Origin of the sequence: Rhodopseudomonas telluris, from assembly GCF_042432815.1 — a bacterium.
GTDB lineage: Bacteria > Pseudomonadota > Alphaproteobacteria > Rhizobiales > Xanthobacteraceae > Rhodopseudomonas > Rhodopseudomonas telluris.
The window spans coordinates 738,998-754,251 of sequence record NZ_JBHLWM010000008.1 but is presented as its reverse complement, the minus strand read 5'-3'; the positions used below and the strand labels follow the sequence as shown (position 1 = coordinate 754,251).

Genomic DNA, 15,254 nt, shown 5'->3' with positions numbered 1-15,254 from the left:
CTGCACCACGTAGCCGGGTCGAAACGAATTGACCCGGTGCTGAAACGCGCTAGCTGTAGCGCATGACCAGCACCCCCCTCCCCACCTCGCAGCAGCCCGTCCACATCATTGGCGCCGGCCTCGCCGGCTCCGAAGCCGCCTGGCAGGTGGCGCGCGCCGGCGTGCGCGTGATTCTGCACGAGATGCGGCCGCACCGCTCGACCGAGGCGCACAAGACCGACGGTCTCGCCGAACTGGTCTGCTCCAACTCCTTCCGCTCCGACGACGCCGCCAACAACGCGGTCGGCCTGCTGCATGCCGAGATGCGCAAGCTCGGCTCGCTGGTAATGCGCGCGGCCGACGCCAACCAGGTGCCGGCCGGCGGCGCGCTGGCGGTCGATCGCGACGGCTTCTCCGCCGCGGTGACCAAGGCGCTGGCCGAGCACCCGCTGATCGAGATCCGCCGTGAGGAGATCGACGGGCTGCCGCCGGAAGACTGGGGCAACGTCATCGTCGCCACCGGGCCGCTAACCTCGGCACCGCTCGCCGAGGCGATCCGCAAGCTGACCGACGAATCCGCGCTGGCCTTCTTCGACGCGATCGCCCCGATCGTACATCGCGACTCGATCGACATGTCGATCGCCTGGTTTCAGTCGCGCTACGACAAGGCCGGCCCCGGCGGCACCGGCGCCGACTATCTCAACTGTCCGATGACCCGCGAGCAGTACGACGCCTTCGTCGATGCGCTGATCGCGGGCGAGAAGGTCGACTTCAAGGACTGGGAAAAGGACACGCCGTATTTCGACGGCTGCCTGCCGATCGAGGTGATGGCCGAGCGCGGCCGCGAGACTCTGCGCCACGGGCCGATGAAGCCGGTCGGTCTCACCAACCCGCACAATCCCACCGTGAAGGCCTACGCCATCGTCCAGCTGCGCCAGGACAACAAGCTCGGCACGCTGTACAACATGGTCGGCTTCCAGACCAAGCTGAACTATGGCGCCCAGCAGCGCGTTTTCCGTACCATTCCGGGCCTGGAAAATGCTGAATTCGCAAGGCTTGGCGGGCTGCATCGCAACACGTTTCTGAACTCGCCAAAGCTGCTCGACGCAAGCCTGCGGCTGCATGCGGCGCCGCGCCTGCGCTTCGCCGGGCAGATGACCGGCTGCGAGGGCTACGTCGAATCCGCCGCCGTCGGGCTATTCGCCGGCCTCGCCGCCGCCGCCGATGTGCTCGGCGCGCCGCTGTCCGCACCGCCGCCGACTACTGCGCTCGGCGCGCTGCTCGGCCACATCACCGGCGGCCATATCGAGACCATCGACGCCGGTCCGCGCTCCTTCCAGCCGATGAACATCAATTTCGGCCTGTTCCCGCCGCTCGCCAACCCGCCGACCAAGGGCCCGGACGGCAAGCGCCTGCGCGGCCCGGAAAAGTCGGTCGCCAAGAAGCAGGCGCTGAGCGCCCGCGCTCTGGCCGACATGGACGGATGGATCGCCGAAGCCCTGCCTCGCACGGCGGCGGCGGCGTAAATCTCAGCTTCTCCGTCATTGCGAGGAGCGAAGCGACGAAGCAATCCAGCGCCGCACGCTGCGGCTTCTGGATTGATTCGCTTTGCTAGCAATGACGGGCTCTCTTAGCGAAACGCCTTCGTTCGCGACGCCTTCCACAGCGTCCAGAGCGTCGTGAGGCGCGAGCGGTCGAAGGGCGCGAACAGGTCGGTGTCGGCCTGGGCCATGACGCCGAGGTCGCGGCGGGCGAGCGCGAGCGGCAGGAAGGCGCGGCGTGCCGCCGGCGGAGCCTCCGCGAGCAACTGCTGCGCGGCGTCGAGATGGCGCAGCGCCACGCCGATCAGGTCGTTGAGCGCCTGCCGTAGCGCCGGCGTTTCCTTGCCCGCATAGGCGTCGGCTTCGTTGCTGCCGTGGCGCTCGATCAGTTCGAGCGGCAGGAAAAGCTGCCGCCGTGACGCATCGTACGGCAGCCGCGCGATCGCCCGTGTAATGCCGAGAGCCATTCCGGCGTGCCGGGCGAGATGGTCGATCGCCTCAGAGCCCTGATCGACGATCCGCGCCGCCAGCGCCAGCAGCGTGCCATCGGTATCGGCCGCATAGGCCTCGAGCGCCGTTACGGTCGGCATCGGATCGTTGTAGAGATCGAACAGATGCGCATCGATCAGCTGCGACAGCGCCGCGACCGGCAGACTGTGCCGCTGGACCGCCCGGAGAAGTTCTGCGGCGACCGGATTGCCCTCGACGCCGCCATGGCCGCTGCCGGCCAGCGTGTCGGTCCACCATTGCAGCCGGATTTCGCCGGGCAGCGGCTGGCTGACCTGTTCGCGGATGCGGACGATTTCGGTGTTGAAGGCATACAGCGCCAGCAGCGACCGCCGCGCCGGGGGATCGACGAACAGCGTCGCGGCGTAGCGGTCGAAATCGGCGCTGCGCACCAGCGCGGCGCAGAACGCCGCATCGGCCTCGCCGCTCCCCTCGCTCATGGCACCGCAATCAGCGCGGCCGCGACACGGCGGCGTTCGCCGATCATGATGTTGTAGGTGCGCACGGCGGGTCCGGTCTGCATCGTATCCAGAACGATGCCGGCGGCGCGAAGTTGCTCACGCAACGGCCGCGGCGCGATCCAGACGTCGGTGCCGGTGCCGACGATCAGCGTCTCGATCGCGTTGGCATTGTCGAACACGCGTTGCAAGGCATAGCGGTCGATCTGCTCGGGACGCGTGACGTCCCAGCCCCACACCGCATCCGGCAGGAACAGCAGCGAGCCGACATGCGACATGTCACCGAAGTAGAACCCGCCTTTGCCGTAGGCGTCGACCGACGCCGTCCGGGGAAAATGCGGGATCTCTGGGCGCTCCGCCAAACTCAGCGCTTCCCAGACTTGCCGGCCTTGGCCGGCTTCTTGGCGGCAGGCGCTGGCGTCACGGCGGCCGCAGCCGGCTCGGGAAGCTCGGGCTGATCGTCCGGCGTATCGAGGCGATGCGTGCCGACGCCGAGGTAGATCAGGATCGGCGCGGCGATGAAGATCGAGGTGTAGGTGCCGACCAGCACGACGCCGAAGATCATCACGGCCGTGAAGGAGTGGATCGCCTGGCCACCGAACAGGAACAGCGCGAGCAACGCCAGCGTCACGGTGACGTGGGTGATGATCGATCGCGACAGCGTCGAGTTGATCGACTCGTTCAGAAGCTGCGGCATCGGCATCTTCTTGTAGCGCCGCAGCATCTCCCGGATCCGGTCGTAGATCACCACGGTGTCGTTCAGCGAGTAGCCGAGAATCGTCAGCAGCGCCGCGATCGAGGTCAGGTCGAAGTCGACCTGGCTGATCGACATGAAGCCGATCGTCAGCACGATGTCGTGGACGTTGGCGATCATGGCGCCGAGCGCGAACTGCCATTCGAAGCGGAACCACAGATAAACCAGGATGCCGATGATCGCGAGGATCAGGCCGAGCATGCCGTAGGCGAGCAGCTCGCTGGAGACGCGCGGTCCGACCACTTCGACGCGGCGATAGTCGACCGAGTCGCCGAGGGCGGCGCGGACCTTCTGCACCGCTTCCTGCTGCGCCTGATCACCGCCGGGCTGCTGCGCGACGCGGATCAGCACCTCGGCCGGACCGCCGAACTGCTGCAATTGCACGTCGCCGAGATTGAGCTTGCCCAGGGTCTCGCGCATCCCCGGGATGTCGGCCGTGCCGGAATGCGCCCTCACCTCGAGCAGCGTTCCGCCCTTGAAGTCGATGCCGAAATTCAGCCCGTGGGTGAAGAACAGCGTGATCGCGGCGATCGACAGGATCGCCGAGATCGGGAAGCTGATGCGCCGGAATTGGGTGAAGTCGAAATGCGTATTGTCCGGGACGATCCGCAGCGACGGCAGCCAGTTCATGATGCTGACGATCGTCAGCACCGTCACCAGCGCGCCCAGTCCGATCAAAACCCACTGTGTCGATGTCACTTGCAGCTCTCTCGGATTAGCGTCGTCAGACCGGCACGACCTGCGGCCGCTTCCAGCGGACCCAGGCGGCCACGATCAGCCGGGTCACCGTGAAGGCGGTGAACACAGTGGTGATGATGCCGATGCCGAAGGTGACGGCGAAGCCGCGCACCGGGCCGGTGCCGATGTAGAACAGCACCGCGGCGGCGATGAAGGTGGTGATATTGGAGTCGAGAATCGTCGCCAGCGCCCGCTTGAAGCCGGCGTCGATCGCCGAGATCGCGTTGCGTCCGGCGCGCAATTCTTCACGGATGCGCTCGTATATCAGCACGTTGGAGTCGACCGCGATGCCGACGGTGAGCACGATGCCGGCGATGCCGGGCAGCGTCAGGGTGGCGTTGAGCAGTGACAGCACGCCGAAGATCATCGCCACGTTGACCGCCACGGCGATGTTGGCAAACACGCCGAACAGCCGGTAGGTCAGCAGCATGAAGATGATGACGAGAATCGAGCCGACATAGGCAGCGAGCTCGCCCTTGGCGATTGAGTCCTGGCCGAGGCCGGGACCGACGGTGCGCTCCTCGATGATCGTCAGCGGTGCCGGCAGTGCGCCGGCACGCAGCAGGATCGCGAGGTCGTTGGCCTGCTGAACGGTGAAGTTGCCCGAGATCTGGCCGGAGCCGCCGGTGATCGGCTCGCGAATGACCGGTGCCGAGATCACCTCGTTGTCGAGCACGATGGCGAACGGCTGGCCGACGTTCTCGGTGGTGGCCCGGGCGAATTTGCGGGCGCCGTTGGTGTTGAAGCGGAAGCTGACGATCGGCTCACTGGTGCGCTGGTCGAAGCCCGGCTGCGCGTCCGTGAGGTCTCCGCCGGACACCAGAACTTGCTTCTTGATGACATAGGGCGTCTTCGGCGCCTGCGCGCTCATCAGCACGTCGGAATCCGGCGGCGCGCGGCCAGCCAGCGCCTGATCGGGCGAGACCGACGAATCCACCATGCGGAAGTCGAGCTTGGCAGTCTTGCCGAGCAGTTCCTTCAGGCGGGTCGGATCCTGCAGACCCGGCACCTGCACCAGGATGCGGTCGGAGCCCTGACGCTGGATCAGCGGTTCGACGGTGCCGAGTTCATTGACGCGGCGTTCGACGATCTGGATGGACTGATCGACCGACTGCCGGACCCGCTCGGCGATCGCTGCCTGAGGCACCGTCAGCCGGATCACGCCGCCGCCGGCGTCGGCAACTTCCAGGCTGCGCTGGCCATTCGATCCCAGCAGCCCGCCGAGCGGCTGCGACAGCTCGCGGAGCTTGGTCAGCGCCTGCGGGACATCGCTGTCCTTGCTGATCTTCACCTCGACGACGTCACCCTTGATGGCGAGCCCCGTATAGGCGATCCGCGCCTCGCGCAGCACGCGGCGAGCATCGTCGCGCACCGACTCGAGCTTGTCCTTCTTGACCGAATTGGCATCGACCTCGAGCAGAATGTGCGAGCCACCCTGCAGGTCGAGACCCAGCACCAGATGGCGCTGCGCCCATTTCGGCCAGGTCTTGACGGTATGTTCGGCGAAGAAGTTCGGAACGGCGCAAAGGCAAACCGCCAGCGCCGTCAGAATGACCGCCAGCGCCTTCCACCGTGTGAAATACAGCATCGAGTTGTCCCGTCAGAAACCGAAAAGGCGCAGCGTCCGCATCAGGTCGACGCGGTGTCGTCCTTGGCAGGCTCGGCCTTGGCCTCGCTCTCCTTGGCGGCGTCCTTACCCTTGCCCTTGCCCTTTTCCGGCACGTCCTTGACAGGCTCGCCCTTGCTGCGGACGCCGGTGATCATCTGCCGCATCTGCCGCGCGCGCACGCCGTCGGCAACCTCGAATTCAACGGTGTCGTCGTCGATCACCTTGGTGACCTTGCCGACCAGACCACCCGAGGTGATGATGGTGTCACCCCGGCGGACGTTCTTCACCAGCTCGGCGTGCTCCTTCACCTTCCGCTGCTGCGGCCGCAGAATCAGGAAGTACATGATGACGAAGATCAGCGCGAACGGCAGCAGCGACATCAACATGCTGTTGGCATCGCCGCCAGCGGCAGCGGCCTGAGCAAACGCAGGAGTAACAAACATCCGGATTCCCCGTGAAAACAAGCGAGCCGGCGCGGCGCGGGGGCGACGTCCGGGGGGCGCAAATTCGCGCGGACTATAGCGGCCGCGGTCCCAATTGCAACGCTGCCACCTGGTTCATGGCGTCCCGTTTCCGCGGCTTGCCCGGGGTGCCACAGCCCGATATGGCTGCGCCGTCAGGAAGTGCAAGAATGGCCAAGACAACCAAATCACGCTCCGCCCGTCCCGCCCCGAAATCGGCCGCCCGCAACGCCCGCCCGGCCGCCACGAAGCGCCGCAGCCCGGTCGCCAAGCCGGCCGCCGCCGCGCTCGACGACGCGATGTTGGAGCGGATCGCACGTGCCCTGGAGGGCATTTCCGCCCATCTGGCCGGCACTTCCGCCCCGCCGGCCGATGCCGCTCTGGCTTCGGCGGAGGCGTTCATCTGGCACCCCGAGGGCCGGCTCTCGCCGGTTCCCAAGGTTAGCCGAGTCGACCTGTCGCTGCTGCAGGGCGTCGACCGGATGCGCGACACGCTGATCGAAAATACCGAGCGGTTCGCCACCGGCCTGCCCGCCAACAACGCCCTGTTGTGGGGCGCGCGGGGCATGGGCAAATCGTCGCTGGTCAAAGCCGCTCACGCGCATGTCAACGCGCGATCCGACGTCGCCGGCCGACTGAAGCTGATCGAAATCCATCGCGAGGACATCGAGAGCCTGCCGGCGCTGATGACGTTGCTGCGCGCCTCGGACTATCGCTTCATCGTGTTCTGCGACGACCTGTCGTTCGACGGCAACGACGCCTCCTACAAGTCGCTGAAGGCGGTGCTGGAAGGCGGCATCGAAGGACGGCCCGACAACGTGATTCTGTACGCCACATCCAACAGGCGGCACCTGCTGCCGCGCGACATGATGGAGAACGAGCGCTCGACCGCGATCAATCCCGGCGAAGCGGTCGAGGAAAAAGTGTCGCTGTCGGACCGGTTCGGCCTTTGGCTCGGTTTTCACAAATGCAGCCAGGACGAATTCCTCGCAATGGTGCGTGGCTATTGCGCCCATTTCGGCGTGGCGATCGACGACGCCGAGCTCGAACGCGAAGCACTGGAGTGGTCGACGACGCGCGGCTCACGCTCCGGCCGCGTCGCCTGGCAGTTCGTGCAGGACCTTGCCGGTCGGCTCAAGGTACGGCTCGAGACCAAGTAATCCAAACCAAGTAATCGCCTCGGGCTGGTTCCGCTTCGAAAACGACGCTCGCCGTCTCAAACTGTGCGTATGATTCGGGGCACCGCCGTCGCTGGGACGGCGATGCCAATGATCCGCAATACGGGGGCAATGGGCGTGCGCAAATCGATGATCTGTCTTTCCACAGCGCTGGTCGCGTCTTGCGGCGCGGCCGAGGCCTCGGACCTCGCGCGCCCGTCGCCGGCGCCTCTGAATGCGGCCTGGAGCTGGACCGGCTTTTATCTCGGCGCGCATCTCGGTGCAGGATTTGGAACCGCGAAAGTCGACAATCCATACGGACCGTCGATCTACGGCGATACGATCAGAGTCCCGAAAGCGCTCGGCGGCCTGCAGGCCGGCTATAACTGGCAGCTCCCGGGCTCGCCCTGGGTGCTGGGTGTGGAAGTCGACGCATCGGCGATCGACGCCGACGGCACCGACACCTGCTTGGCCTACTCGGGACAATTCGTGTCCGCGAACTGCCGGGCGCGCGAACACGCGATGGGCACCCTCACCGGCCGGTTCGGCCAGGCATTCGGACCGCAGGGACGCTCGCTCGTCTACGTCAAAGGCGGCGCGGCATTTCTGGTCGGTGATCTGACGATAACGACCAATGCGTCCGACTACATCAACCAGCCCGCGACGGACTTCAGCGCGACGCGCTGGGGCTGGACCGTCGGCGCGGGCATCGAGCACGCGCTGTCGTCGCGCTGGGCCGTGCGCGCCGAATACGATTACGCCAACTTCGGCAGCCGCGGGATCAACAGCCCCAACGGCGGATTTCAGCAGACACCGGGCGACATCAACAGCCTGATCGACACCGTCGGCTCGCCCACACGGGCAAGGCAGGACGCGCATCTGGTCAAGCTGGGCTTGAACTACTATTTCGGCCGCCCCGACGGCTCCAGCGAATCCGGCGGATTTCTCCCTGTGAAAGCGCCAGCCGTGACCCGGTGGTCGACCTGGCAGATCGATGTCGGCGCGCGCTATTGGTACAGCCACGGCCGTTACCAGAACGACCTCACGCTGAGCACGATCACTGCGCAGCAGAACCATCTCGTCTCGCGCCTCACCTATGAAAGCGAGGGGCATTCGGGCGAAGCGTTCTGGCGGATCGACGGTCCGCACAAGCTGTTCGTAAAAGGCTTTGCCGGCGGCGGCGGGCTGGTCGCGGGGAAGATGACCGACGAGGACTGGTTCCCGACCGACCCGACCACCGCGACGGCCTATTCCAACACGTATCACACCAAGGTCACCGGCACGATCGCCTACGCAACACTGGACGGCGGCATCGACCTGATCAGTGATGCATCCGCCAAGCTTGGCGTATTCGTCGGCTACAACTTTTATCGCGATCGCAAGGATGCGTTCAATTGCAGCCAGATCGCGCAGCCCGATCCCGAGGCGTTTTGCGGTCCGCCCAACCGCCTGTCGATCAGCCAGTATGAAGACTGGCACTCGCTGCGGATCGGCGCGAACGGCAGCCTGATGATTGCTCCCGGCGCAAAGCTTTCGATCGACGCCGCCTACCTTCCCTACACGCACATTTCGGCGCTCGACATCCATCACAACAGGACCGACGTCGGCTCCAAAGACTCCCCGGCGTGGGGCGTCGGACAGGGCGTTCAGCTCGAAGCGATCCTCAGCTACGACGTGACACCGACCTTCAACGTCGGCGTCGGCGGCCGTTACTGGGCGATGTGGGCGACCGACGTGGAGACCGCCGGGTTCGGCAGCCCGGTGGCGACGCAACTGCTGCCGATCCGCGTCGAGCGCTACGGCACCTTCCTGCAGGCGTCGTACAAATTCAACGTGAACTAATCACCCGTGCCCCGGACAAGGCGCAACCCGCCGCACGGCGGGGTGCGCCGCAGATCCGGGGCCCCGGTTTTGCGCGCCGCCGCGCGCGCTTCATCCACGCGAAGTAAACCGGGGTCCCGGATCGGCGACGCTGCGCGTCTTGTCCGGGACACGAAAGAGAGCGGACGCGGACAACAAAAAAATGCCCGGCATTGGCGCCGGGCATTCAGCTTGTCAGGCACTTTCTCTCGACGGCGTTGCTCAGGCGCCGTTGAGGAACTTGAGCGGATCGACGGGTGACGATCCCTTGCGGATCTCGAAGTGAAGCTGCGGTGAGCCCACCTCGCCCGACTGTCCGGATTTGGCGATCACCTGGCCACGCTTGATGGTCTCGCCACGCTTGACCATCAGTTCGCTGGCATGGGCGTAGGCGGTGACGTAGCCGTTCGAATGGCGCACCAGCACGAGGTTGCCGTAGCCCTTCAGCTCGTTACCCGAATAGGCCACCACGCCGTCTTCGGCTGCCTTGATCGGGGTGCCTTCCGGCACCGCGAGGTTGATGCCGTCGTTGGACTTGCCGTTGGTCTTGGCGCCGTAAGCGGTGATCACGCGGCCACGCACCGGCCAGCGGAAGCTCGGCAGCGCCCCGGTGGCTTCGGCCGCCTTGACCGGCGACGTCTCGGCAGGTTCGGCAGCCGCAGCCGGCGTTTCGGTCGGCGCGACCATGCGGGCCTTCTGCACCGGCTCGACCGGCGCAGCGGTGGCCATCCGCACCGGGGCGGCGGCAACCGGGGCCGGAGCCTGGGCGACGGGGGCCGGCGCAGGAGCCGGTGCGACCATCGCGGTGGCCTGCCCGCCCGGGATGTTGATCTTCATGCCCGGCTTGAGGTGCGCGGTCGTGGGCAGATTGTTGGCGCGCGCGAGCTCGGACAGCGAGACGTTGTTCCGGCGCGAGAGATTCATCAGCGTATCGCCGCTGTTGACGTAGTGCACCCGCGCGGGTGCGGCAGCCGGAGCAGCGGCGACAGGGCGCGCGGCCGGCGGCGTTGCCGCGACCGGGGGCTGCAGCGCGGCGGTCCGCTGCGGAATGACCAGCGACTGGCCAGGCTGCAGGCGGCGCGGCCCCTTGTAGCCGTTGGCGTGCAGGATGTCGGCGGTCGAAACGTTGTAGCGCCGCGACAGGCCTTCGAGCGTGTCGCTGGTGCCGACGATGATCGTGGTACCCGCCGGAGCCACCGGAGCGGGAGCGACAGCCGGACGCGCGGCGGCGACGGAGCGCGGCGCAACGGTGCCGGTCGCCTCCACCGGGGGACGAGCCGGAGTTTCATAACGCGGCGGCGGCTCGTAGGACGCGACACCGCGGCCACCACCCGACACGCCGCCAGCGCCACCCGCGACCGGATAGGACGCCGGCGCCGAGATCGGCGGCAGAGCCTGCGACTGATATTGGGGCTGCGCCGGCTGATACTGCGGACGGGAGTATTGCGGCAACTCGCGCGGCTCAGCGTAACGCTGGGGCTGAGGGCGCTGTTGCACAGAGCCGGTGGATTCGACAGGCCCGAACGGCGCCTGCTGAAACCGGGTCTGCATGTCCGCGCTACAGGCGCTGAATCCGACCGACACAAACGCCAGCACCGCCATTTGCGGAGCCCGACGCGAGCAAAGCAACTCGACTACGCGGGACATGGTTACTCACTCATACGCAACTTAAGGTAAATTGAGTAAACACGTACGGAGTAAACAACGCTTTAAGCCAGAGCCGAGACGGGCCTTGACGACACACCTTGGTGCAGTTCGGTCACAGCTCGCGGGCAATGCCCGGCAGGGCGCCGACGAAGCGCACGTCGACCAGCGGCCGCCGGATCAGTTCGTCGTCCTTGCGCTGCACCCGGATCAGCGTTTGCCGACCGTTGGCCGGGCCGACCGGCGCGATCAGGACGCCGCCGGGGTCGAGCAGGTCCAGCAGGGACTGCGGCAGCTCGGGGGTCGCGACGGTAACGAGAATACGGTCGAACGTGCCCTGCCCATCCGGCAGCGCGAAGCCGTCCGCCAGCACCACCTCGACATTGCCGTAGTTCAGCTCGCGCAGCCGCGCCCGGGCGCGGTCGGCCAGCGTCCGGAATCGCTCGACGCTGACCACGTCGCGCGCCAGCCGTGACAATACCGCGGCATGGTAGCCGGAACCCGTCCCGATCTCGAGCACGCGGTGGCCGGGCTCGATGCGCAGCTGCTCGGTCATGTAGGCGATGACGAACGGCTGGCTCAGGGTCTGGCCGCAGGGAATCGGCAGCGCGGTGTCGCGCCACGCGTTCGGCCGATGGATCGGATCGACGAACCGGTCGCGCGGCACGGCCTCCATGGCCTGCAGCACCCCGCGGTCGCTGATCCCGCGCCGGCGCAGGCTCAACTGGAACATCATCTTTTCCGGCGGAGCCGCCACGGAACTATTCATCGCCCTCTCGCGCGCCGGCCCGAATCGACGCGAGTTCCGCAGCCGACTCGCCGTTTCCATCAAATTGTTGGATTGCCGCCGGAATTCTGGCAAGCCTGTGCTTCAGTGCGTCGCAAACCCCAAAGGTTGAGATTGCGCCGCAAGGCCTTATTTGCGAACTTATGGCGAACAGCCGACCCAGATTGCGGGCGGCTTCCAAGGGATGACCCAATGACGATCGATAAGCCGGCCGGCACCGTCTTCCTGGTGGAAGACGAAGCCATGATCAGGATGATGGTCGTCGATATGCTGGAAGAACTCGGCTTCAGCGTTGCGGCCGAGACTGGCGAGATCAACGAAGCCGTCAAGCTCGCCGGCACCACCGAATTCGACGTCGCGATCCTCGACGTTAACGTCAACGGCAAGGTGATTTCGCCGGTCGCCGACGTGCTGAAGGCGCGCAACCGCCCCTTCATTTTCGCCACGGGCTACGGCACCCAGGGCGTGCCGGAGGGCTACCGCGATCGTCCGGCGCTGCAGAAGCCGTTCCAGATCGAGTCGCTCAAGCAGGCCCTCGACAGCACCCTGCGCGGCGCGGCGTAATCCGCAGCAGACCGGGCCGCAGGGTGCGGCGACGCCCTCACCCGAGCGTTTGCGCCAAGGTCGCCGAGAACGCCTCGTCGGTGCGATCAAGGCGCAGCGGCGTCACCGACACGTAGCGCGCCGCAAGCGCGGCGAGATCGGTGCCCTCGGCCGGCATGTCGGCAACCAGAATGCGTTCGAAGCCGATCCAGTAGTACGGATTGCCGCGGCCGTCGTGACGCTGGTCGATCTTCAGGAAGCCCTGATTACGCTTGCCCTGCCGGGTCACCCGCACGCCCTGCACCTCGTCCGGCAAGCAGGCCGGGAAGTTGATGTTGATCACCGTGTTCTTCGGCACGCCGGCCTTGATCGCCTTGCGCAGGATGTCAGGGCCGTGCGCTTTCGCCGTGTGCCACAGCGGCGCGTTGCGGGTGTCGATCGAGAACTCCTGCGACAGCGCGAACGACGGGAAGCCGAGAATGGTGCCCTCGAGCGCGCCGGCGATGGTGCCGGAATAGACCACGTCCTCGGCGACGTTGCGGCCCTTGTTGACGCCGGACAGCACCAGATCCGGGGCCTTGTCGCCGAGAATGTGCCGCGCGCCCATGATCACGCAGTCGGTCGGCGTGCCGCGCACCGCGAAATGCCGTGGCCCAACTTCGCGCAGCCGCAACGGATCGTTCAGCGACAGCGAATGCGACACGCCCGACTGGTCGAGCTCCGGCGCCACCACCCAGACGTCGTCGGACAGCGCCCGCGCAATCTCCTCGACCACTTTGAGCCCCGGCGCATGGATACCATCGTCATTGGTGCACAGAATCCGCATGTCGCTCGGGCGCCTCTCTGAAGGTCGTTGTTGAGGCCGTCGTCATATCCGGCCCGGGCCAGAGAGGCAAATTCGGCTGCTGCCGGCCGGATCGGCCGGCGGCCGCGGGACGCGGGCGGCGTCCCGGGGCCGCGACCGTCACCAGCGGGCGGTGACGCTGCCGAGCACGGTGCGGCCCTGCGTGAAGGTGCAGTTGCCGCCGTTGCAGATGCCGACGCGCTGATCGCCAAGATTGCGCGCGTTGACGGCGAACCGCACGCCACGGACATCGTAATGCACGCCGGCGTCGACCGCCGTGATCGCCGGATTGCGCACGGTATTGATCGAATCCGCCCAGGTCCGATCGATCCAGCGCACGCCCGCGCCCAGACCGAACCCGGCGAGCGCCCCGGTCTGCCAGGTGTAATCCATAAAGATCGCAGCCTGCTGGGTCGGCACGCCGATCGGCACCTTGCCGAGATCGGCGTCGTTGCTACGCGTCACCTCGGCCTCGGTGTAGCTGTAGGAGGCGATGCCTTTCAGGCCTTCCGCGAGCGACAGCACCGCTTCGAGTTCGGTTCCGCGCGACCGCACCTGCCCGGTCTGCACCGAGTACATCGCGCCGAACACCGGATCGACCGTCAGCACATTGTCCTTGGTCAGGTTGAACCAGGTCGCGGTGAAGTAGCTGTTCCAGCCGCGCGGCTGATACTTGATGCCGGCCTCGATCGACTCGCCGGTGGTCGGCGCGAACGGCGACGCGCCCCGCCCCGGCGCCGTGGTGCCGGCCTGCGGCAGAAACGACGTTGCGTAGTTGACGTAAGGCGCGACACCGCTGTCGAACAGATACAGCAGCCCGGCGCGCCCGGTGAAGCGATCCGGCTTGCTGGTGGTGGTCGTGCTCGCCAGTTCGTCGTAATGCGAGAGTTCGGAGAAGTCCTGCCGGCCGCCGACGGTCAGGCGCCAGCCACCGAGCGCCAACTGATCCTGCACATAGAGGCCAAGCTGCCCGAGCGTCTGCCGGTTGGCGGCGAGCAGCGACAGCTCGGAGGTCGGGAACGCGACGCCGATCACCGGATTGGTCAAATCGAGCGGCGGCGCTGATCCCACGGAGTAGCCGAAATTCGTCGCCTGCCGGAAGTAATCGACGCCGGCCAGCACGGTGTGCCGGATCGGTCCGGTCACCAGCTTCGCCTCGATCTGGCTGTCGATGGCGAAGGTGTTGAGCGTTTCCTTGAAGTTGGACGCATAGCGGTTCAGCGTGCGCCCATCGGCCGACAGGCCGAGCCCATCGATCATGTCGCCGTCAAGCCGGGCGTGGCCGATGCGCACGTTCTGCCGGAACGTCAGCGCCGGGTTGAAGCGATGTTCCAACCGGTAGCCGATCGAGGCCTGCGATATCTTCAGCGTGTCGAACGCCGGATCGCCGAGCCGGATATCGGTGATGTGGCCCGTGAGCGGGTTCTGCATGTAGTACGGCCACATCGAGGCCTTGCTGCGCGTGTACTCCGACAGAATGGTGAGGGTCGTATCCTCGCCCAGCTTCGCCGTGACGCTCGGCGCGAGGAAGACGCGGTCGTCCCAGGTGCCGGGAATCTGCGTGCCGCTGTCGCGCACCAGGCCGGTGAAGCGATACAGCAGATCGTCGTGGCCGGGCACCGGTCCGCTGAAATCGAACCGGCCCTGGTAGCGGTTGAAATTGCCGACGTCGAAGCCGGCCTCGTTGAGCCGGTACGGCAGCGGCATCTTGCTGACGTAGTTCACCAGACCGCCGGCGTCGTTGGCGCCGTACAGCACCGAGGACGGCCCGCGCAGCACTTCGATGCGCTCGGCCCCATAGGGCTCGTTGCGGAAATAGACGTAGAGGCCGTTCCCCTGGCGCAGACCGTCGCGATAGTTGCCGAATTGCGTGCTCGAAAAGCCGCGGATCATGTACTGATCGTAGCGCGCGTCGTAGCCGAACGGCTGCGTCTGTACGCCGGCCGTATAGGCCAGCGCCTCGCCCACCGTGCGTGCGCCGGTGTCGCGGATCTGATCCTGGGTCACGACCGAGACCGACTGCGAACTCTCGATCAGCGGCGTGTTGCTCTTGGTGCCGGTGGCACTGGCCGATGCGACGAAACCGCTGACCGGCCCGGTCGCGCGCGACAGCGTCGTCACGGATGCCGGCGCGACCGCAGCTGGAGGCTGAGCCGGTGAGACCCGCTGCGCCGTTCGGCGCTGCTGTGTGGCAGTCGAGCGGCGCTCGGCGCGCGCGGGCCGCGCCTGCGCCGGCTTCGGCGCCTCGACCGTGACCGACGGCAGCGTTGTCTGGGCATGGCCCTCACGACTCCAGCACGCATCCCCGATCAACAAGCTGCAGCTCGCGAGCGCCACGCGTCGCGAGACTTTCCATCCCGGCATTCCAAGTC

General features: G+C 66.6%; 13 protein-coding genes. 4 read left to right on the top strand and 9 right to left on the bottom strand.

The genetic code is table 11. The features are described 5' to 3' along the window. Positions 1–62: 62 nt before the first annotated feature. Positions 63–1,505, top strand: a complete 1,443-nt coding sequence (gene trmFO, locus ACFFJ6_RS20935; protein WP_378391453.1) for a methylenetetrahydrofolate--tRNA-(uracil(54)-C(5))-methyltransferase (FADH(2)-oxidizing) TrmFO — start codon at positions 63–65, stop codon at positions 1,503–1,505. A 104-nt stretch (positions 1,506–1,609) separates the two neighbouring features. Here the strand turns inward: trmFO and ACFFJ6_RS20930 are convergent, their stop codons facing one another. Genes ACFFJ6_RS20930 through yajC form a run of 5 tightly spaced genes read right to left on the bottom strand, consistent with a single transcriptional unit; the run spans position 1,610 to position 6,029 of the window. Beyond that, complete coding sequence (locus ACFFJ6_RS20930) at positions 1,610–2,467, bottom strand: phytoene/squalene synthase family protein (protein ID WP_378391451.1); 858 nt, start codon at positions 2,465–2,467, stop codon at positions 1,610–1,612. Further along, positions 2,464–2,847 carry an Mth938-like domain-containing protein gene (locus ACFFJ6_RS20925; protein WP_378391448.1) on the bottom strand — a complete coding sequence of 128 codons (384 nt, stop codon included), beginning with the start codon at positions 2,845–2,847 and terminating at the stop codon, positions 2,464–2,466. Before ACFFJ6_RS20925 ends, ACFFJ6_RS20930 begins: the two co-directional genes overlap by 4 nt. 2 nt (positions 2,848–2,849) lie before the next feature. Further along, a complete protein-coding gene (secF, locus tag ACFFJ6_RS20920; protein ID WP_378391446.1) occupies positions 2,850–3,938 on the bottom strand; it encodes a protein translocase subunit SecF in 1,089 nt (362 codons plus the stop codon). 25 nt (positions 3,939–3,963) lie between these two features. Then, complete coding sequence (gene secD / locus ACFFJ6_RS20915) at positions 3,964–5,565, bottom strand: protein translocase subunit SecD (protein WP_378391444.1); 1,602 nt, start codon at positions 5,563–5,565, stop codon at positions 3,964–3,966. A 41-nt stretch (positions 5,566–5,606) separates the two neighbouring features. Next, on the bottom strand, positions 5,607–6,029 hold the full coding sequence (gene yajC / locus ACFFJ6_RS20910; protein WP_378391442.1) for a preprotein translocase subunit YajC: 423 nt from the start codon (positions 6,027–6,029) through the stop codon (positions 5,607–5,609). Between the two features lie 188 nt (positions 6,030–6,217). On the opposite strand from yajC, the gene ACFFJ6_RS20905 reads away from it, so the two are divergent. Both ACFFJ6_RS20905 and ACFFJ6_RS20900 read left to right on the top strand, forming a co-directional pair. Next, positions 6,218–7,207, top strand: a complete 990-nt coding sequence (locus ACFFJ6_RS20905; RefSeq protein ID WP_378391440.1) for an ATP-binding protein — start codon at positions 6,218–6,220, stop codon at positions 7,205–7,207. A gap of 108 nt (positions 7,208–7,315) precedes the next feature. Further along, positions 7,316–9,046: an outer membrane protein gene (locus tag ACFFJ6_RS20900; protein WP_378391438.1), complete on the top strand. Its 1,731-nt coding sequence runs from the start codon at positions 7,316–7,318 to the stop codon at positions 9,044–9,046. A 240-nt stretch (positions 9,047–9,286) separates the two neighbouring features. Here ACFFJ6_RS20900 and ACFFJ6_RS20895 read toward each other — a convergent pair whose 3' ends face one another. Further along, on the bottom strand, positions 9,287–10,711 hold the full coding sequence (locus ACFFJ6_RS20895; protein WP_378391436.1) for a peptidoglycan DD-metalloendopeptidase family protein: 1,425 nt from the start codon (positions 10,709–10,711) through the stop codon (positions 9,287–9,289). 112 nt (positions 10,712–10,823) lie between these two features. Beyond that, positions 10,824–11,477: a protein-L-isoaspartate(D-aspartate) O-methyltransferase gene (locus ACFFJ6_RS20890; protein WP_378392239.1), complete on the bottom strand. Its 654-nt coding sequence runs from the start codon at positions 11,475–11,477 to the stop codon at positions 10,824–10,826. 210 nt (positions 11,478–11,687) lie between these two features. On the opposite strand from ACFFJ6_RS20890, the gene ACFFJ6_RS20885 reads away from it, so the two are divergent. Beyond that, positions 11,688–12,059, top strand: coding sequence for a response regulator (locus ACFFJ6_RS20885; protein ID WP_378391434.1), 372 nt, complete (start codon positions 11,688–11,690; stop codon positions 12,057–12,059). 37 nt (positions 12,060–12,096) lie between these two features. Here the strand turns inward: ACFFJ6_RS20885 and surE are convergent, their stop codons facing one another. Then, positions 12,097–12,864 carry a 5'/3'-nucleotidase SurE gene (gene surE / locus ACFFJ6_RS20880; RefSeq protein WP_378391432.1) on the bottom strand — a complete coding sequence of 256 codons (768 nt, stop codon included), beginning with the start codon at positions 12,862–12,864 and terminating at the stop codon, positions 12,097–12,099. Between the two features lie 138 nt (positions 12,865–13,002). Next, the gene (locus ACFFJ6_RS20875; RefSeq protein WP_378391430.1) at positions 13,003–15,198 is read right to left on the bottom strand and encodes a TonB-dependent siderophore receptor; all 2,196 of its coding nucleotides are present in this window, start codon (positions 15,196–15,198) and stop codon (positions 13,003–13,005) included. Positions 15,199–15,254 lie beyond the last annotated feature (56 nt).